The sequence below is a fragment of the Photobacterium sp. S4TG1 genome (genome assembly GCF_036040035.1).
In the GTDB taxonomy this organism is placed as follows: Bacteria; Pseudomonadota; Gammaproteobacteria; order Enterobacterales; family Vibrionaceae; genus Photobacterium.
The window spans coordinates 101,187-122,428 of sequence record NZ_JAYXUH010000014.1 but is presented as its reverse complement, the minus strand read 5'-3'; the positions used below and the strand labels follow the sequence as shown (position 1 = coordinate 122,428).

Here is a 21,242-nt window from a genome sequence, read left to right as displayed (position 1 = left end):
TACCTTAGTAATTTTAAAGCTATTACCATTCCTACAGAATGGTAATGAATTGACTGTGCCAAACAATCTTATCTATAAATAGATTAGGTTATTTGTATTGGTCACTCAGTTCATTGATAAATCTTTCGACCTAACTATTCAACGAGTGCCCACACAGATTGCATGGTCAAATTGTTAAAGAACAATGCTGATTTCGTTGCTAGCCAATGGCTTGCTCCGTGTCAGTGAGGTCGCATTATAGAGACTTCGATCACATTGGCAAGCGTTAATTCGCAAAAAAATAAAAAAAAATGCGACTTCGCACAGACTATAATCAAATTATTTAAATTCGAGTTAAAAGGCACCATTAATTGTTTTTTTGATAGCATTTATCAAATGATTTAGAGAGGTTTCTATTAACTGCAAAAACGGAGATGGCTAATATAAATAAAGCGAATCGGTCTAAATAGAAAAATATGTCGAAATATTTATCAACTAAGAACAACAATACATAAATAACAGCAATAGATTGTTAAAAAAACTTAAATTCACACAACAAGAATAACAATAAAAACAATCATTAATAAAAGCTCACCTGATAAATAGTTATTATTCATATCTTATAGGTATGATAAATCCCCTCATGTCATATAATGGTGACATATGTCACAAACAAAGCTAGTCCTTATGTTAGGATTCAGCCCTTTCATTAATTGGCATTCCGTTTGCCTCTTTAATTATAATTGAAAGTTATACAGGATTTTCTATGACAAACCAGAATCGCATCCTTCTGACGTGGATAAGCTTCTTGTCCTATGCCCTTACTGGATCTCTGATTATCGTCACCGGTATCGTTATGGGAGATATTGCCAAGTATTTTGATTTACCAATATCGAGCATGAGCAACACGTTTACTTTTCTTAATACAGGTATTTTAATTTCTATCTTCCTAAATGTATGGTTAATGGAAATTGTTCCACTTAAACGCCAGCTCATTTTTGGTTTCATTCTTATGCTGTTAGCAATTCTTGGCCTTATTTTTGGCCATAATCTTGCTATCTTCTCTGGCTGTATGTTTGTATTAGGTGTTGTCAGTGGTATAACCATGTCAATTGGTACCTACTTAATCACTCATATTTATGACGGCAAGGAACGTGGTTCTCGCTTACTATTTACTGATTCATTTTTCAGTATGGCGGGTATGATTTTCCCTGTAATCTCAGCAGCAGTACTTGCACATCATATGCAATGGTACTGGGTATATGCAGCAATCGGCGTTATTTACATTGCTATTTTTATTCTAACGCTGATGTCTACATTCCCAGTATTAGGTAAAGACGCACCTCAAGAAGAAGCAACAAATGAGCCTAAAGAGAAATGGGGTGTGGCTGTAATATTTCTAGCGATTGCCGCTTTATGTTACATCTTAGGCCAACTAGGCTTTATTTCTTGGATTCCTGAATACGCTACTCAAAAGCTGGGCTTATCTATCAGTAGTGCAAGTCAATTGGTAAGTTACTTCTGGGGTGCTTACATGATTGGTATGTGGATTTTCAGCGTATTACTGAAAAAATTCGACCTTCATTATTTTGTTGTCGTTTTATCAGGCTTAGCAACAGTATTGATGTACCTATTTAATAAAGATACAGATCCACATAATCTTATCTATATTATTTCAGCACTTGGCTTTATCAGTAGCGCAATTTACACCACGATTATCACCTTAGGCTCACAGCAAACTAAAGTCTCCTCACCAAAATTGGTTAACTTTATTCTGCTATGCGGCACCATCGGTACGATGCTAACTTTTGTTGTAACGAGCCCTATTGTTAAAAACTATGGCACACACGCAGCTTTAGTTACCGCGAATGCGCTTTATGCTGCTGTATTTGTTATGTGTGTATTGGTTGGTTTTGTGACTAAACACCGTATCAATAGTCACGATGGTCACTAATAGAAAAATAGTATAATAAAAAAGCCTCATATTTGAGGCTTTTTTTATAGTTAAATAAAAGCAGTGAATAGGGCTGCTTTCATTTATAGTTTAATTATTGTTATTAGGGCGCATTGACGGGAATAAAATCACATCACGAATCGTATGTGCGTTAGTAAATAACATTACTAAACGATCAATACCAATCCCTTCACCAGCTGTAGGCGGTAAACCAAATTCTAGCGCACGAATATAATCTTCATCATATTGCATTGCTTCATCATCGCCCGCATCTTTAGCATCCATCTGCGCTTTAAAACGTGCATCTTGGTCTTGTGCATCATTAAGTTCAGAGAAACCATTAGCAACTTCACGACCACCAACGAAAAACTCAAACCGATCCGTTAAAAAGGCATCGTCATTACTACGGCGCGCTAATGGTGAAATATCCGCAGGATAACCAGTAATAAAAGTTGGCTGAATTAATTTAGGTTCGGCAGTCTCACCAAAGATTTCTTCTAATAACTGACCACAAGTCCAGAATGGTTCAACGGTTAGACCAACTTCTCGTGCTATGTCTGCCATCAACTCACGATTTTTTACATCATCATAAGTTAATGCCTGAATACGTGCATTATCTTGAGTGTAATGTTGAATCGCTGCAAGCATCGTCATTCGAGTATAAGGTCCATTAAACTCAATAACATGTTCACCATAAGGTAATGCAGTATTACCACAAAGATCTTTTGCAATAGTACTTAATAAGCTTTCTGTAAAATCAATTAAGTCATTGTAATCAGAATACGCCATATAGAATTCCATCATGGTAAATTCTGGATTATGACGAGGTGATAAGCCTTCATTACGGAAATTACGGTTAATTTCAAACACACGCTCAAAACCACCAACAACTAAACGTTTCAAGTAAAGCTCAGGCGCAATACGAAGGTACATATCAATATCTAACGCATTATGGTGAGTAACAAAAGGTCGAGCAGATGCACCGCCAGCAATCGGGTGCATCATGGGGGTTTCAACTTCCATAAATTGTTGTTTGATCATGAATTGACGAATCGCAGCAACCACTTTTGAACGCATAATCATGGTATTACGTGATTCTTCATTAATGATCAAATCAACATAGCGCTGACGGTAACATTGCTCTTGATCCGTTAAACCATGGTATTTTTCTGGCAATGGACGTAATGCTTTAGTTTGTAATTCATACTGATCCATATTGACATAAAGCTCACCACGATCTGAACGGTGTAATTGGCCTTTCACACCAATAATGTCACCAATATCTAATCCATGATATTTTTCTTTTAATTGCTCTTGTACTTGCTTATCGGCATAAACTTGAATTCGTCCAGAGACATCTTGTAATACTAAGAATGGGCCTCGTTTAGCCATAATACGACCAGCAACAGCTGTTGTATAAGTGGTATTAATTAAATCTTCCTTTGATTTATTTTGATACTCACTGATTAAATCACGAGCTAGCTTCAAACGACGAAAAGTATTTGGATGACCATTCGCTTTACTTGATTTACGAATATGATCAAGTTTTGCGCGACGTTCAGCAATAAGCCTGTTTTCATCAACTTCAGTGTCTAACATAATATTACCTCTTCTATTAATTATTTTATAAAAATGTAAGTAATCGAATATTTATTTAAAAAGATCATATTTATAATTCAATTACTGGCTTTCTTTAAAATAAATAACCACAGAATAAAAAACGTGATCAAAATCACAAAACATTGCAATTTGAATAATTATTTAAATTTTACAATTATAAATGAAATATGAAATTACAGTTAACACTAGAATAAAAAATTCCATCTATATATAAAAGCAAATAATATAGAATTAATTTCATCATAATAATTAATAGAATTAAAACCAAATGGCTTGGGTAAATTATAAAATTAACAACTGGTTATTAATTACAACAGAAAATTGTTTATATAAATCAGGAAAAAATTATATTCTCGAACCTAGAATAACAAAGCTATTAGCTTTTTTAGCTCAACATCAAGGTATTGTATTTACACGAGATGAATTAATTGAAAATGTTTGGGATGGTGCTGTTGTTAGTGAGCAAGTAGTAACACAATCTATTTTTGAGTTACGAAAAACACTAAAGAAAATGGATGAAGACCATTGGATTATAACGATTCCAAAGCGAGGCTATAAACTTGATATCGACGTACAACAAATATATGTTGATCCCAACACTGGCTTTAAGTTAGAGGAGTTTCACTCTTCACATGAACATACTAATGATACTTCAAAACAAGCTTCATTCCCTGCAGGGCCAATGACAAGAGCGTTTAATGAAACATCAAAAGAAACACCACCTATCACAGTAACCCATTCAAATACTGTCAAATGGAACCATTGGTTCTTTGATTTTTGCATTTTAACCATGCTACTGATAACTATCATATTTATAAGTTGGAGTAATGAAAAAGTTATCCTTCCTATCTCGGTATTAAATCCACGCTTAATTCATATTGAATCGCCACCACAATCACCAACGAATCAATTAAATTCAATTGCAAACATAATAAAAGACGCTTTATTTACCTCAACAAACTACATCAGCAGTTTTAGTGATCAACCTTCAGCGGGTAAAACGCTCTCTCTATATGTCAATCAGCAACACCAACTGCATATTGAATTATTTAACAATATTTCAAAAACCGTTATGTTACAAAAAAATATTCATATCGATCGTAATAATGCTTATGCCGTAATTGATAAATTACTTAATGAATTAATGCAGTCATTAAACTATAACAACGAAAACATTAATAATAGGCTTAATTTAACGAATGCTAATACATTATATAGTTACCTAGCATTACCTAATGCTATAAACAATAATGGAGATGCGAATATAAACTATATTGAAAGCATAAATAAAATCATCCAAGACAATCCTAACAATAGCTATTTATTAGCAAAGCGATACCTTGCTTATTCAATCATGTTAACTATTAATAATAAAATAACATCTATGCCAACATTAATGAATTATGGTAAGGAATTAGAAAAAAGCATCACTAACAATCCGCATTTTCTCTCTAATGAAATATACGATGCATTAGCATTAAATAACCTTTATCAAGGAGATTTAATTACATCTGAACATTATTTATTACTTGCAGCATCTCAATCCAAGCAGAATACTGCATTACGTTATATTTTATTAGGAAAAATAAGCCAACTAACACACAGACAAAAACAAGCTACCGAATACTATAGTATGGCTTTATATTTAGATCCCTCTAAAGAAACCCAGCAACTCTGCGAGAAATTAGTTTTTATCTCACAAATAGAGACTTCTGAGCCCACACCTCCACATTAAATTTCACGCCTCTATATCATTTTTAATAAATATGGCTCGCAATTCAACTGCCAATAATGCTCGGTTGAATACGTCAGTTTAAGAGTTACATATTTTCTTAGCGTTGTTCTTATAGTGTAGTAGCGCTTTAAAGTAGAGGACTACATTACATAAATGCTATTTCGTCAATGATAACCAGCCCTTATATGAATTATGAAATGGCCATTATTTAATTGATAAATAAATTATTTTTTCACGTTAAATTTAAGTCATTGAAAAATAAAGGAACAAAAATAAAATAAGTTAAAAAAAACAAAAATTATTATTTTTCAATCTTTGAGTAGAAGGTTATTTAATTAACTTTTCTATCTGCTGTAGATTAATTCGCAATTACTCGTCATTGAGAATAATCAGAGTAAACAACTGGTATTGTCATTGCCGCAAAATATTTTTAACCACTTGAAATGTAATTATATTTTTGGAGATTATTGCATGTCATCCGATACGTCAAAAAAAATAGGCTTAATTGCCTGTACTGGTGTTGTAGCCGGTAACATGATGGGTAGTGGTATTGCTCTGTTACCTTCAACATTAGCAAAAGTAGGTTCTATATCTATTTATAGCTGGATTATTTGTTTAATTGGCGCGTTATCATTAGCTTTTGTTTATGCTCGATTAGCAACGAATAACCCACAAGAAGGTGGTCCGATCGCATACGCTGGTGAAGTTTCCCCTGCTTTTGGTTTTCAAACAGGTGTACTTTACTACCACGCAAACTGGATTGGTAACCTTGCGATTGCAATTACTGGTGTATCTTACCTTTCTGTGTTCTTCCCCATTTTGAATAACACTATTCCAGCAGCTATCGCAACCATTGCTTCAGTATGGATATTCACCATTATTAACCTGCTAGGTGGTTCATGGGTAAGCCGCTTATGTACCTTAGGTTTAGTGCTTATTCTTGTACCTATCGTGGGCACTGCAGTTGTGGGTTGGGGGCATTTCGATGCAACGACTTACATGCAAAACTGGAATACCTCACACAGCTCAAACTCTCATGCGATTGTGAGTGCTGTACTGATCACATTATGGTCATTTGTGGGTGTTGAATCCGCTGCTGTCTCTTCTGGTATGGTAAAAAATCCAAAGAAAACCGTCCCATTAGCAACTTTACTTGGTACGATCATTGCGGGTGTTATTTATATATTATCAACCCAAGTTATCGCTGGTATGTTCCCAGCTTCGGAAGTTGCCGCTTCTGGTGCACCATTTGCACTGGCTACTACAGCAATCTTCGGCGCTTGGACTGCACCATTTGTTGCAGCATTTACCGCTTTAGCGTGCTTTACATCTCTAGGCTCTTGGATGATGTTAGTCGGTGAGGCTGGCAAACGTGCAGCTAATGATGGCAACTTCCCTGCTGTATTTGGCGAAACTGATAAAAATGGCGTTGCGAAAAAAGGCTTAGTGTTGGCATCTGTAATGATGACCATTCTAATGATTGCAATCACTATCTTTAGCTCTAGTGATAGCCATGCTTCAAACTTATTTGACATTTTAACATCTGACGCAGTGCTATTAACTATGCTGCCTTACTTCTACTCAGCAGTTAACTTAATTCGTTACGAAGGTATGACAACTCGCAATGTATTTGTGATGTTGTTTGCAGGTGTAGCATGTATCTTCTGCTTTATCGCCCTTATTGGTGCCGATCCATCAGCATTAGCCGCTACTTTCGTTGTTTCGCTAGCTATCTTTATGTTCTACGCTCGTAAGCTTGGCTTCCGTCAGCATTTACAACTAGAACAACAACAAGCGAATAAAGTCGCACAATCTCACTAAATAACGAACCTCATAATATTATCAAGGCGCACGCTTACACCTCCCAAATTGGAGTGGTGCGCCTTTGTTCACCCTGGAGATATTCAATAATGAATACTATAGCAATCTTAAATAATTTAGGCGTATTCTTCAAAAAATACCCAGTACAAGAATTAGAACAAGCATTAGCAGCTCGCGGTTATAAAGTTGTTTACCCTGTAGATGACAAAGATTTAATGAAGCTGCTTGAAATGAACCCACGTATTAGTGGTGTGATTTTTGACTGGGATACTTACTCATTAGACTTGTGCCAGCAAATTAACCAAATTAACGAGAAACTACCGTTATATGCATTTGCTAATGAACATTCAACACTCGATATTAACTTAGCGGATCTTCGCTTAAATATTTACTTCTTTGAATATTGCCTTGGTAGTGCTTCTGATATTGCGCATAAAATTGAGCAAGCAACAGAAGACTACAAAGACAGTATTCTACCACCGCTCACAAAAGCATTATTTAACTACGTTGATGAAGCTAAATATACTTTCTGTACTCCTGGTCACATGTCAGGCACTGCATTTAATAAAAGCCCTGTAGGTAGTATTTTCTACGATTTCTACGGTGCAAATACCTTTAAAGCAGATATTTCAATCTCAATGCCTGAACTTGGCTCATTGTTAGATCACTCTGGTCCTCACAAAGAAGCTGAAGAATACATTGCGCGTACGTTTAACGCTGATCGTTCTTACATTGTGACTAACGGTACTTCAACAGCTAACAAAATTGTTGGTATGTTCTCAGCGCCTGCTGGCAGCACAGTATTGGTTGACCGTAACTGTCATAAATCATTAACTCACATGATGATGATGACAGATGTTGTGCCAATTTACTTCCGCCCAACGCGTAACGCTTACGGTATTTTAGGTGGTATTCCTAAGAGTGAGTTTAGCCGTGAAGTGATTGCTGAAAAAGTAGCAAATACGCCAGGTGCAACTAAACCAGGCTATGCGGTAGTCACTAACTCAACTTACGATGGTTTGTTCTACAACACCCAATTTATCAAAGAATCACTGGATACTAAGTTTATTCACTTTGATAGTGCTTGGGTTCCTTACACTAACTTTAACCCTATTTACGAAGGTAAATGTGGTATGAGTGGTGAAGCAATGCCGGGTAAAGTGTTCTATGAAACACAATCAACTCACAAATTATTGGCTGCATTCTCACAAGCGTCAATGATCCATGTTAAGGGTCAGCTTGAAGAAGAATCTTTCAACGAAGCATTCATGATGCACACTTCAACATCACCACAATACGGTATTGTGGCGTCTGCTGAGATATCTGCAGCTATGATGCATGGCAATGCTGGTCGTCGTTTAATTCAAGATTCAATCGACCGCGCTATTCGTTTCCGTAAAGAGATCAAAAAACTACGTTCTGAATGTGATGGTTGGTTCTTTGATGTATGGCAACCAGAAAACATTGAAACAACAGAATGTTGGAACCTAAAACCAAATGAAAAATGGCATGGTTTCAAGAACATCGATGAAGATCATATGTTCCTTGATCCAATCAAAATCACACTATTAACACCAGGAATGAACGAAGACGGCGAGCTATCTGCAACAGGTATTCCAGCGTCTATCGTAGCTAAGTTCCTTGATCAACACGGTATTGTTGTTGAAAAAACAGGTCCGTACAGCCTATTGTTCTTGTTCTCAATTGGTATTGATAAACCAAAAGCAATGCAACTATTACGTGCATTAACTGAGTTTAAACGTGGCTATGATCGTAACATGACTATCAAGTCATTCTTACCATCACTATACCAAGAAGATCCTCAATTCTACGCTAATATGCGTGTTCAAGATCTCGCACAAGGTATTCACGATCTAACTATAAAATACCAATTGCCAGAACTTATGTATAAAGCATTTGATGTGTTACCTGAAATGAAGATGACACCACATGATGCATGGCAGCAAGAGCTACGTGGTGAAGTTCGTGAGATTCCATTATCAGAAATGGTGAATGAAATCAGTGCTAATATGATCCTACCTTATCCTCCAGGTGTTCCTGTTGTACTTCCTGGTGAAATGGTAACTGAACAATCTCGTCCAGTATTAGATTTCCTTGAAATGCTATGTGAAATTGGTAATCACTTCCCTGGCTTTGAAACTGACATTCATGGTGTTTACAACGTTAATGGTGTTTACAAAGTGAAAGTGATCAAGCGTTAATACATACACTGGATATCGTTATTATTAAGGCATGCTTAGAGCATGCCTTTTTTATTTATTTGTTATCGCTCTAACAAAATCATATTCCACAAAGATATAAAATATCGTATTACTGACTTAAAAGTAGAATAAATAAATGCTTAAAAAACATCTACTAGCCTTAGGATGCATTTGTATGAGCGCTACCGTTATGGCTAGTCCCTCAGTGCCACCATCATCAAACACTGTGAGCTATAACTTATTTCTCATTCCTAGTCATGCCGTTAATAAAACGGTATCTACCATCAGTAACCAACTTCAACAACAGCAATTATCATCACTTTATAGCCAAGGCTTTCTACCACATATCACTCTTTATTTAACGGAATACCCAACAAAAAACCTCAACTTACTCAAACAACAAGCGCAACAACTAGCAAGCCAATGGCACCGTTTTGATTTAACGCTAGATCATATTCAACGGACAAAAGGAAATTGGTTAATGCTGGATGTTAACAATACACCAGAATTACAACGATTAGCCGATACTACGGCAATAATGGTGGCCCCACTTAGAACCATGGATCCAAAAATTCCGACATGGGTTAGCCACTATCCTGAAAAACTAGCTGCATTCCAACGCTATGGTAGTCCCAATGTATTTATGAATTTTGAACCTCATATCACCTTGTTACCGCAAACAGAACCGCAAAAACTAACTCAATTTATGACTGATTATGGCGATCAGTTTCAACCCGTGCATTTTAAAGCACTCGGCATTGGTATCGCCGCTGTTAATAGTAACGGCCAAGCAAAAGCAGAAATTGCAAGTTACTCGTTTCCTAAATAGCAGCCATAAAAAAGCTTCAATCAACGATTGAAGCTTTTTTTAATAGCGATATTAAAGAGAAATAAAGGTAGTGACTACTCACACTCTTCTTCGTTAATATCCATCAATCGCGCTCGGCGTAACTCAGCCTCAGCCATCACAGCATTAATTTCAGCCATTAACCCATCAATATCGGCATCTATTTCACTTTCAACAAAGACGCCGCTTAATTCAGTATCAGGATTGAGAGTGCCTGCCTGAAATAATGCCCACATCTCTTTCGCATATTGCGTTTCAAGTAATTCAGGGGCGTATTGGCCATAATAATGCGCCATATTATTTACATCACGCTCAAGCATCCATTTCGCATTATTATTTGCAGAAGCGTCTACAGCTTGAGGTAAGTCGATAATTACAGGTCCTTGCCCATCAACAAGCACATTAAATTCAGATAAATCACCATGAATAATACCAATACATAACATACGGGTGATGTAATTAATCATCACAGCATGATCACGCAGTGCTTGTTCTTTAGTTAGCGTAATATCATTTAGGCGAGGCGCAACAGCACCATCAGCATCGGTGATCAATTCCATTAACAACACGCCGTCAAAACAACCATAAGGAATCGGCGCACGTACATCCGCTTTTAGTAATAAAGATAAAGCATCAACTTCAGCTTGTTGCCAAACTTTTTCTTGCTCATCACGACCAAACTTAGACCCTTTTTCCATCGCACGAGCACGACGGCTATTACGTACTTTGCGTCCTTCACGGTAAGTTACCGCTTTCTTAAAGCTACGTTGATCAATTTCTTTATAGACTTTAGCACAACAAATTTTGCCGCCACTGCGAACAACATACACAGAGGCTTCTTTACCGCTCATCAGTTGAGATAAAACGTCATCAATAAGACCATCTTCAACTAGGGGTTGTAATCGTGGAGGAATCTTCATTACACCTACATTTGCCAGTAACTAGGAATATACCTGTTTATAATATCGCATTATCGCTAGCTAAAATTTTTTAACAAGCCTTGCGCAAAAGGATTTGTTAATAAACTGACCGCCCACCAGCTAATAATCGTAAACATTCGTCACAAAAAAACATTATTACCCATTAAAAACAACAACATAAAATTCCATTCTTCAATGTAGATTTAGGTTTCAACGACTCGCATTATTAGTGTCAATAAAAAGCTAGCAATTGATAGTCACTAATTAAAAAATAACAATAATAATGAGATTTCATATGAAGAAATGCTTGGCTACGCAAAAAACATTACTCTCCATCGCTATCATTGGAGCAGTAACACTTTCCCCGTTAGCGATAGCTAACACCACATCTCAAAATGGCTTTATTAACGGCTCATCACTTAATACAAAACTCATCAGTGACACTCGTGTTCGTAGCAATAATACTCACCCTAACTCTGATTTTCAGAGCCGATTAAATTATTCATCTTATAACGCTATCGTTGATTTTAATTCAGGCTATTACAATCAATTTATAGGGGTCGATGTTGCTGGTTATTTAGCGGGAGATATCTATAACAATAGTATTCAAAATGATAATGATGAATATTTATCAAATGAGATCTCATTATCAAATAACCAAGATTGGGGAGCCGGTGATGGTCCACATTTCAAACTTTATACTGCTGCGATTAAATTTCAATACCACGATATTTTTAATGGCAAGATCGGCTTAATTCAATCAACGGGTAATGGTACTGTGGGTAACGTCTGGTCATTTGTTCCGGGTACTTATCGCGGTTTAGAAGTTAACGCCTACATTGGTAGTGGTAAGTTAACCTATTTTTGGGCTGATAAATACACTGCGCCTTGGTTACTGAGTGAAGATGATTATATTGGCTGGGCAAGCACTAAATGGACTTATTTACATTCAATAGGCTATGCGAATCAATTCGGCAAATTTAGCTACAACCTTGGTATAGGCCAAGCTATGGATGTGCATTATAGCGACAGTAATCGTAGTGTTAATCCAATATCTTATAAATTCTATACCCAGTATATTGTTAATAGCCAAATAATATTAGCCGCTGATTTTTATGGTGTTAAGGATAAAGTTAAATATAACGGCTTAGGATATATGAGTGGTTTATCTCTAAATATTAATCAAGGCCGCTGGGGCTGGTTATCACAGTTAAGGTACGCTAATAGCCATAACGACATTGAGATTGTGCCACGTACCATCTATACCTATGCGATGAATAATGGTAGCTGGTCGCAATTTTGGGATGCATTATCTGATTGGAACCAATCAGGTGAAACATCATTGTATAACCGCTTATCGTTTAATGCAGGCAATGGCTGGAATTACTACATGGGTGTAGGGTATGGCTCTGGAATGGATCAAACTAAAGTTGGCTATAGCAGTGAAGCTGTGGTCAACGGTACGATTGGATACACCTTACAGCAAAGCACATTAAAAGGAAGTGTGGTACAGCTACACACTACATGGTTAACTCGTGATGAAGTTAAATCAGCAACAGTCGGTAAAGATGAAACGGATGTCCGCTTACAAATTATCATTCCCTATATTGTATTTTAATAACAAATAACGCTGACATTTAGCCTCAACATCAAGTTGAGGCTTTTTATAGGCTATTACTATAGTGATTATAAAATATAACCTAATGCTAAAGAACAAATAATATCAAGGGGGACTTAAACCCGCTTTCCTTTGATTGATGACAAGGTGAAAAGCGAACTTAAGAAAGTTGGAATAACCATGAGGCAAAAAAAAAGCCTCAATCTTACGATTAAGGCTTTTCTCTGAAATTTGGTGCCCGAGGACGGACTTGAACCGTCACTCCCGAAGGAAACGGATTTTGAATCCGTCGTGTATACCAATTTCACCACTCGGGCTTATGGCGGCTATTATACGTATATCGTATTGATGCGCAAGCGTTAATCCTCACAATTTACGACATTAAAGATCAAGCGTTGCTTTTTTGATCTGATATCAACTTATTGATGGTAATCAAACCACAGCCACAATAACCATCAATATATTTTGTAGCAATTTTGTACGTTCATTCGAATTTAATTTACTGCTACACTGCCGACAACAAGGACTTGCCCAACCATTATTGATACTGGAACCATCATGCAAAAAAAGAAACAGCAACAAACTACCGTTTCACACCAATATCCTAGCCTGTTACGTCGTTTAGGGGCTTGGTTCTACGATACGCTTATCGTCACTGCTATTTTAATGGTTGCAGGCACACTGGCAATGGTCATTGTTGCCACTTTACTCGCAGTTGGTGTGCTCACTTTAGGTGACTACCAAGATGCCAGTGATTATTTGATGTCAAATCCTACAGTAAGCATGTTATATAGCGCTTATCTTGCTATCGTTATTATTGGTTTTTATAGCTACTTCTGGACTCAAGCAGGACAAACCTTGGGAATGCGAGCGTGGAAACTAAAACTTCAAAATGAAGATGGTTCTCATATCAAAATTACTCAAGCTTTTATTCGTATTGCAACATCAGCATTTGGTTTAGGTAACTTACTTGCCTTTAATAATAAACGCCGTTCAATGCAAGATATTATGGCGGAATGTGAAATGGTCGTAACTGAAAAAGTGCATTAATACATCATCAGTCTTAATAAAAATCAGTCATAAAAAAGGAGCCATTAGGCTCCTTTTTATGACTATAATTTACGTCGAAGTAAATAAATAGTAATAGCTAAAAACACCAGACTAGGCGCAAGAGCACCCACGACAGGCGGTAAGTTATAAACTAAGCTCATCGGCCCAAAGACTTCATTGGAAATATAAAATGCAAATCCAAAGATAACCCCAGACAACACGCGCGCTCCCATCGTCACTGACCGTAACGGCCCAAAGACAAATGACAATGCTAACAACATCATTACCCCAATGGAGACAGGTTGCAGTGCTTTACGCCAAAAGGCGAGTTCATAGCGCATAGCATCTTGCTTAGATTCTTTTAAATAACCCACATAGTCATATAACCCAGATAGTGATAACTCTTCTGGTTTTACAGTAACTACCGCTAACTTATCAGGGGTTAATGTCGTATCCCATTTCTTGGTATCGTAATGTGTATTGGTAATCTGCGCCTTATTGGTCATATCCGTTACCGTCACATTATGCATCGTCCAGCCAAGCTTCGCGTCATAAACTGCTGTTTTTGCTGATAACACATCTAGCAGTTTATCTTGGCTATTAAATTGCCAAATGTTAACCACATCAATTTGGTTTTTATCATGTACACGGCCAAGATAAATAAAGTCATTATCATCTTTTGCCCATACTCCACTTTGAACAGATAGCATGCTGCCGCCACTGATCCATAAAGCTCGCAACTCACGCGCTGATTTTTGCGCTTGTGGTGCGCCCCACTGTCCAAGTAACGTCACAATGATCATTAACGGCACGGCGGTTTTCAACGTTGATAAACCAATATCTAACTTAGAAAAACCTGCTGCCTGCATCACCACCAGTTCAGAGCTTGATGCCAACATCCCCAAACCAATCAAAGCGCCAAGTAATACTGCCATCGGGAAAAATGTTACGATATCTTGTGGCATGGATAGCAACACAAAATACAATGCTTTCAGTAAATCATAACTGCCTTGACCGACTTTACGTAGCTGCTCAACATATTTAATGATGGCAGAGAGTCCGACGAGAGTTGATAAAGTTAATGCCGATGTTGCAATAATAGTTCGGCCAATATACCAGTCGAGAATTTTAAACATTAACCACGTCTCCGTAATTTATCTTTGAGGCGTCGAATCGGTAAACTATCCCAGCTATTTAAAGCGATTGCGATCAATAATGCGCCAATATTAATCGGCCACATTCCCATCCAACCAGGAATAAAACCATCTTCAATCGCAGATTTTGCCGATGATATTGCTAAGAAATACGCTAAATAAATTAATACCGCAGGCGCTAATTTAGCAAAACGTCCCTGACGAGGGTTAACTGCAGATAATGGCACCACAATCATGACTAATAATGGAATACACAAAATTAACGACAATCGCCATTGCAATTCAGCTGTTGCCGCTTTAGTTGGATCTTTTAATAATTCAGCGGTCGTTTTCGCTTCCCAATCACGAGAGCCTTGTTTCACTTCACGTTGACCGATTAACGCTTGGTAATTATCAAACTGTGTAATGGCATAATTGAGTTTAGTAGGTACACCTTCATAACGAGTACCTTGCTGAAGATCTAACATTTGACGACCATCAGCTTGTTCGGTGACAAAACCACGATCAGCAACCATTACACTCGGTTGTAATGAATCTTGCGCTTTTAATTGGGCAATAAACACTTTATGTAATTTGGAACCTTTATCGGTAATGTCATTAACAAATACCACCCCTGAGCCATTAGGTGCCATTTGGAATGTTCCTTTGACCAGCATATTTAAACCCGGATCAGCCTTAGCTTGATCGGTAATCTGTTCAATTTTATTTTGAGCCCACGGCGCAACCCATAATGCATTGGCGGTGGCTATCGAGCCGGTAATTAAAGCTAAAGCTAATGCGGCACGAATAAGAAATTTATTTCCCATACCAGTGGCGCTCATTACGGTAATTTCACTTTCAGCGTACAAACGGCCAAATGTAAGTAAAATACCAATATATAAACTCAGTGGTAACATCAGCAATGCCATTGCCGGAATAGAAAGTCCCATTAAAGTCACAATCAGATCGCTCGGAATCGAACCATCCGTCGCTTGTGCTAAAATGCGAATGAACTTTTGGCTAATAAAGACAAGAAAAAGCACAAAAAGTACTGCTAATTGGCTTTTTACTGTCTCTCTCGTCAAATACCTAACAATAATCACGCGTTATATTCCCATAGAAAACTTGTTTTTTTGATGGAATCACTATAGTTTTTGGTTAAATTAGTTATTTTTTTATCTTTCGGCTGAATGTAAGTCCGCGCTTTAAGCCTATACCGAAATCTCGGCAGAGCAAGCAAGTGTGGTATTATCTAACATTTAGCGTTAATTGTCTTTATAGGATGTTAGGAGTACGCATGGAGTTCAGTGTCAAAAGCGGTAGCCCCGAAAAACAGCGCAGTGCGTGTATTGTCGTGGGCGTATTTGAACCACGTCGCCTCTCTCCAATCGCGGAACAGCTAGACAAAATTAGTGATGGCTATATTAGCTCATTATTACGTCGTGGTGACCTTGAAGGTAAACCAGGACAGATGTTGTTATTACACCATGTTCCCAACGTATTGTCAGAACGAGTGCTACTTGTTGGTTGTGGTAAAGAGCGTGAACTTGACGAACGCCAATACAAACAAATCATCAAGAAAACCATTAGCACCTTAAATGAAACTGGCTCAATGGAAGCGGTATGTTTCCTAACCGAGCTACATGTTAAAGGTCGCGATACCTACTGGAAAGTACGTCAAGCAGTAGAAACGACTAAAGATAGCCTTTATACCTTTAACCAGTTTAAAAGTAACAAGCCAGAGACGCGCCGTCCACTACGCAAGTTAGTTTTTAATGTACCCACTCGCCGTGAGCTTTCTTTGGGCGAACGTGCTATTGCACATGGTCTTGCTATTTCATCGGGTGTTAAAGCCAGTAAAGACCTTGGTAATATGCCACCTAACGTTGCTAATCCTGCTTATTTAGCCTCACAGGCACGTCGTTTAGCGGATGATTTTGAAACGGTAAGTACCAAAATTATTGGTGAGCAAGAAATGGCAACTTTAGGTATGACATCATACCTTGCTGTTGGTCAAGGCTCTAAAAACGAAGCCATGATGTCAGTTATTGAATACAAAGGCCACCCTGATCCTGAAACCAAACCTATTGTACTGGTAGGTAAAGGTTTAACATTTGATTCAGGTGGTATTTCTATCAAACCTGGCGCGCAAATGGATGAGATGAAGTACGACATGTGTGGTGCTGCATCTGTATTTGGTACCATGAAAGCACTGGCAAAACTGAACCTACCTATTAATGTTGTCGGTGTACTGGCAGGTTGTGAAAATATGCCTGGTGGTAACGCTTACCGCCCTGGTGATATTTTGACCACTATGTCAGGGCAAACGGTTGAAGTGTTAAATACTGATGCTGAAGGCCGTTTAGTGTTATGTGATGCATTAACTTACGTTGAACGTTTTGAGCCAGAATGTGTGGTTGATGTTGCCACATTAACGGGCGCATGTGTGGTGGCGCTTGGTCATCATATTAGTGGCTTAATGGGTAACCATAATCCATTAGCGCATGAGTTAATTAATGCCTCAGAACAAGCAGGCGATCGTGCTTGGCGTCTACCGATGAGTGATGAGTACCAAGAGCAAATTGCCAGTCCATTTGCAGATATGGCGAACTTAGGCTCACCAGGTGCTGGTACCATTACGGCGGGTTGTTTCTTGTCGCGTTTTACCAAGAAATACAACTGGGCTCACCTTGATATTGCAGGCACAGCTTGGAAAGGCGGTGCTGCAAAAGGCTCAACTGGACGTCCTGTGCCATTGTTGGTCCAATTCCTTCTCAATCGAGCTGGCCAAGAGATTGTCGAATAAGACATTCAGAAAAGGGCCATTGGCCCTTTTCTTTTAGGACATTAATTTATGACTCATGCTACGTTTTATATATTAGATGATAAGCAAGATGGCGCTGATAGTGATTTTCAGTGGCATTTTGCTTGTCGTTGCGCAGCCATGAGTTACCGTCAAGGATTACGTGTTTACTTACTTGCAGCAGATAAACAACAAGCAGAACAAATAGATGAATATCTATGGCAACAAGATCCCGACAACTTTATCCCTCACAATTTACTTGGAGAAGGACCAAGAGGCGGATCGCCGGTTGAGATTGGTTGGCCCGGTTTACGTTATAGCGGACACCGCGCAGTATTAATTAATTTAGCCGAAATTGTCGCAAATTTTGCGGTTAGCTTTGCACAAGTGGTAGACTTTGTCCCTTGCGATGAAACGCTCAAACAGCAGGCGCGCGAGCGTTACAAGGCTTATCGCCTTGCTGGCATTCAAATTACGACTGTCAATGCTGTTACTGAGACGCCTTAATTCCACATAGAATCCTTCTAAGAGCGCTATGGAAAAGACATACAACCCACAATCAATTGAACAGGCGCTTTATCAGCGCTGGGAAGAGGCTGGCTACTTTAAGCCTCATGGTGATACATCTAAAGATGCTTACAGCATTATGATCCCGCCACCAAACGTCACAGGCAGCCTACACATGGGCCACGCGTTCCAGGATACCATTATGGATACCCTGATCCGTTGTGAGCGTATGAAAGGTAAAAACACCCTATGGCAAGTTGGTACTGACCACGCAGGTATTGCTACCCAAATGGTTGTGGAGCGTAAGATCGCTGCTGAAGAAGGCAAAACGAAACATGACTATGGTCGTGATGCTTTCATCGATAAGATCTGGGAATGGAAAAACGAATCTGGTGGCACTATCACCAAACAGCTTCGTCGCCTTGGCGCATCTGTAGACTGGGATCGTGAGCGCTTCACGATGGATGACGGTCTATCAAATGCAGTTCAAGAAGTTTTCGTTCGCCTTTACCAAGAAGATCTACTTTACCGTGGTAAGCGTCTGGTTAACTGGGATCCAAAACTACACACAGCGATCTCTGACATCGAAGTTGAAAACAAAGATGTTAAAGGTCACATGTGGCACTTCCGTTACCCACTTGCTGATGGCGTACAAACAGCAGATGGCAAAGACTACATTGTGGTAGCAACAACCCGTCCAGAAACTATGCTGGGTGATACAGGTGTTGCGGTAAACCCTGAAGATCCACGTTATAAAGATCTGATTGGTAAAGAAATCATTCTACCTATCGTTGGCCGTCGTATCCCTATTTTAGGTGATGAGCATGCGGACATGGATAAAGGTACGGGTTGTGTAAAAATCACACCTGCACACGATTTCAATGACTACGAAGTAGGTAAGCGTCATAGTCTGCCAATGATCAACATCCTAACCTTTAACGCTGATATTCGTGATGCAGCTGAAGTCTTCACCACTAACGGCGAAGAAAGTGATGTTTATAGCACTGAAATCCCAGCGAAATACCAAGGTATGGAGCGTTTTGCAGCTCGTAAAGCTATCGTTGCTGAATTTGACGAGCTCGGCCTGTTAGAAGAAATTAAAGATCATGATCTCACCATTCCTTATGGCGATCGTGGTGGTGTGGTTATTGAACCAATGCTAACAGCACAATGGTATGTTCGCGCAGCACCATTAGCAGAACCCGCTATTCAAGCAGTTGAAAATGGCGATATTCAATTCGTACCTAAGCAATACGAAAACATGTACTTCTCTTGGATGCGTGATATTCAAGATTGGTGTATTTCACGTCAACTTTGGTGGGGTCACCGCATCCCTGCTTGGTACGATAACGACGGTAAAGTTTACGTTGGTCGTAACGAAGCAGAAGTTCGTGAAAAGTACAACCTAGCACCTGTTGTGGTTCTAAACCAAGACAACGACGTACTTGATACATGGTTCTCTTCAGCACTATGGACATTTGGTACTCAGGGCTGGCCAGAAAACACGGCTGATCTTCAAACCTTCCACCCATCTGATGTGTTGGTAACTGGTTTTGATATCATCTTCTTCTGGGTTGCACGTATGATCATGATGACCATGCACTTCTGTAAAGATGAAGACGGCAAAGCACAAGTACCGTTTAAAACTGTTTATGTAACCGGTCTTATCCGTGACGAAAACGGCGATAAAATGTCTAAGTCTAAGGGTAACGTAATCGACCCTATCGACATGATCGACGGTATTGATCTTGAGTCTCTAGTAGAGAAGCGTTGTGGCAACATGATGCAACCACAACTTGCAGCGAAGATTGAAAAAGCCACTCGTAAGACATTTGAAGCAGGTATTGAACCATACGGTACCGATGCGCTACGTTTCACTCTTGCTGCTATGGCCTCTACTGGCCGTGACATCAACTGGGACATGAAGCGTCTTGAAGGTTACCGTAACTTCTGTAACAAGCTATGGAACGCAAGCCGTTACGTACTGATGAACACAGAAGATCAAGATTGTGGTTTTGCAGCTGGTAGCGAGCTTGAATACTCAGTGGCTGATAAGTGGATTGAATCACAATTCCAACTAGCGGCAAAAGAATTCAATACCCATATTGATAACTTCCGTCTCGACATGGCAGCAGGTGTACTTTATGAGTTCATCTGGAACCAATTCTGTGACTGGTACTTAGAGCTAACGAAACCTGTTCTATGGAAAGGCACTGAAGCACAGCAACGTGCAACGCGTCATACGCTAATCACAGTACTTGAGAAGACATTACGTCTTGCGCACCCAGTTCTTCCTTACATCACTGAATCAATCTGGCAGAGCGTTAAGCCGCTGGTTGACGGTGTTGAAGGTGAAACTATCATGAACCAGGCATTGCCTCAGTTTGATGAAGCGCAATTTGATCAAGCAGCAATCACTGACATTGAGTTTGTTAAAGCGTTTATCACTAGCATTCGTAACCTACGTGCTGAATATGATATCGCGCCAAGCAAGCCATTATCAGTCATGCTAAAAGTCGCTGATGCTGCTGATGCAACACGCGTTGAAGCCAACCTAACGGTACTGAAATCTCTAGCAAAACTAGAAGAAGTGAAAGTATTGGCTGACGGTGAAGCAACCCCAGCTTGTGCAACAGCACTTGTGGGTAAATCTGAATTGATGATCCCAATGGCGGGTCTGATCGATAAAGACGCTGAACTAGCACGTTTAGATAAAGAAATCGCGAAAATGGAAGGCGAAATCAAACGCACTTCTGGCAAGCTAAGCAACGAAGGTTTTGTTGCTAAAGCACCTGAAATCGTGATCACTAAAGAGCGTGAAAAGCTAGCGGGTTATGAAGAAACACTGGTTAAACTGACAGAGCAAAAAGCAACGATTGCTGCGCTATAAGTTATTGTTTACTGACTAAATAAAAAACCGACGCTTTAACGTCGGTTTTTTTATTTCCCTCAACTGCACAATTCCCCCATCATTTTAAAAACATTGCTCGCTTAGAAATACAGGCAAATGATAGCTTTTATCTATTGGTGATA

Annotated in this window: 14 protein-coding genes and 1 tRNA gene; 10 read left to right on the top strand and 5 right to left on the bottom strand. The window is 38.8% G+C overall.

Annotation, left to right across the window (positions count from 1 at the left end; translation table 11 throughout):
* Positions 1 to 745: 745 nt before the first annotated feature.
* The gene (gene tsgA / locus VXS03_RS15385) at positions 746 to 1,933 is read left to right on the top strand and encodes an MFS transporter TsgA (RefSeq protein WP_327764766.1); all 1,188 of its coding nucleotides are present in this window, start codon (positions 746 to 748) and stop codon (positions 1,931 to 1,933) included.
* Positions 1,934 to 2,023: 90 nt separating this feature from the next.
* On the opposite strand, the gene lysS is transcribed toward tsgA, so the two are convergent.
* A complete protein-coding gene (gene lysS / locus VXS03_RS15380) occupies positions 2,024 to 3,532 on the bottom strand; it encodes a lysine--tRNA ligase (RefSeq protein ID WP_327764765.1) in 1,509 nt (502 codons plus the stop codon).
* Between the two features lie 289 nt (positions 3,533 to 3,821).
* Between lysS and VXS03_RS15375 the strand changes: the two genes are divergently transcribed.
* From VXS03_RS15375 to VXS03_RS15360, 4 genes are all read left to right on the top strand, one after another.
* A complete protein-coding gene (locus VXS03_RS15375) occupies positions 3,822 to 5,288 on the top strand; it encodes a winged helix-turn-helix domain-containing protein (RefSeq protein ID WP_327764764.1) in 1,467 nt (488 codons plus the stop codon).
* A 471-nt stretch (positions 5,289 to 5,759) separates the two neighbouring features.
* A complete protein-coding gene (gene cadB / locus VXS03_RS15370) occupies positions 5,760 to 7,109 on the top strand; it encodes a cadaverine/lysine antiporter (protein WP_327764763.1) in 1,350 nt (449 codons plus the stop codon).
* Between the two features lie 89 nt (positions 7,110 to 7,198).
* A complete protein-coding gene (gene cadA / locus VXS03_RS15365) occupies positions 7,199 to 9,331 on the top strand; it encodes a lysine decarboxylase (RefSeq protein WP_327764762.1) in 2,133 nt (710 codons plus the stop codon).
* Positions 9,332 to 9,506: 175 nt separating this feature from the next.
* Positions 9,507 to 10,160 carry a 2'-5' RNA ligase family protein gene (locus VXS03_RS15360; RefSeq protein WP_327764760.1) on the top strand — a complete coding sequence of 218 codons (654 nt, stop codon included), beginning with the start codon at positions 9,507 to 9,509 and terminating at the stop codon, positions 10,158 to 10,160.
* Positions 10,161 to 10,234: 74 nt separating this feature from the next.
* On the opposite strand, the gene VXS03_RS15355 is transcribed toward VXS03_RS15360, so the two are convergent.
* A complete protein-coding gene (locus VXS03_RS15355) occupies positions 10,235 to 11,098 on the bottom strand; it encodes a PA4780 family RIO1-like protein kinase (RefSeq protein ID WP_327764759.1) in 864 nt (287 codons plus the stop codon).
* A gap of 295 nt (positions 11,099 to 11,393) precedes the next feature.
* On the opposite strand from VXS03_RS15355, the gene VXS03_RS15350 reads away from it, so the two are divergent.
* Positions 11,394 to 12,716 (top strand): porin, encoded by a 1,323-nt coding sequence (locus VXS03_RS15350; protein ID WP_327764758.1) that lies wholly within the window; start codon positions 11,394 to 11,396, stop codon positions 12,714 to 12,716.
* A 232-nt stretch (positions 12,717 to 12,948) separates the two neighbouring features.
* Here the strand turns inward: VXS03_RS15350 and VXS03_RS15345 are convergent.
* Positions 12,949 to 13,033, bottom strand: a tRNA-Leu gene (locus tag VXS03_RS15345).
* Between the two features lie 241 nt (positions 13,034 to 13,274).
* On the opposite strand from VXS03_RS15345, the gene VXS03_RS15340 reads away from it, so the two are divergent.
* Positions 13,275 to 13,766 carry an RDD family protein gene (locus tag VXS03_RS15340; protein ID WP_327764757.1) on the top strand — a complete coding sequence of 164 codons (492 nt, stop codon included), beginning with the start codon at positions 13,275 to 13,277 and terminating at the stop codon, positions 13,764 to 13,766.
* A gap of 62 nt (positions 13,767 to 13,828) precedes the next feature.
* On the opposite strand, the gene lptG is transcribed toward VXS03_RS15340, so the two are convergent.
* Together lptG and lptF are read right to left on the bottom strand one after the other, a co-directional pair.
* The gene (gene lptG, locus VXS03_RS15335) at positions 13,829 to 14,902 is read right to left on the bottom strand and encodes an LPS export ABC transporter permease LptG (RefSeq protein WP_327764756.1); all 1,074 of its coding nucleotides are present in this window, start codon (positions 14,900 to 14,902) and stop codon (positions 13,829 to 13,831) included.
* A complete protein-coding gene (gene lptF / locus VXS03_RS15330) occupies positions 14,902 to 16,002 on the bottom strand; it encodes an LPS export ABC transporter permease LptF (protein WP_327764754.1) in 1,101 nt (366 codons plus the stop codon). The genes lptG and lptF overlap by 1 nt, the downstream gene beginning before the upstream one ends.
* A 194-nt stretch (positions 16,003 to 16,196) precedes the next feature.
* Between lptF and pepA the strand changes: the two genes are divergently transcribed.
* The 3 genes from pepA to VXS03_RS15315 are packed head-to-tail and all read left to right on the top strand — an operon-like array spanning position 16,197 to position 21,099.
* Positions 16,197 to 17,705, top strand: coding sequence for a leucyl aminopeptidase (pepA, locus tag VXS03_RS15325; protein ID WP_080158545.1), 1,509 nt, complete (start codon positions 16,197 to 16,199; stop codon positions 17,703 to 17,705).
* A 48-nt stretch (positions 17,706 to 17,753) separates the two neighbouring features.
* Positions 17,754 to 18,209 carry a DNA polymerase III subunit chi gene (locus VXS03_RS15320; RefSeq protein ID WP_327764753.1) on the top strand — a complete coding sequence of 152 codons (456 nt, stop codon included), beginning with the start codon at positions 17,754 to 17,756 and terminating at the stop codon, positions 18,207 to 18,209.
* A gap of 28 nt (positions 18,210 to 18,237) precedes the next feature.
* Positions 18,238 to 21,099, top strand: a complete 2,862-nt coding sequence (locus VXS03_RS15315; protein WP_327764752.1) for a valine--tRNA ligase — start codon at positions 18,238 to 18,240, stop codon at positions 21,097 to 21,099.
* The last annotated feature ends 143 nt before the right edge of the window (positions 21,100 to 21,242 follow it).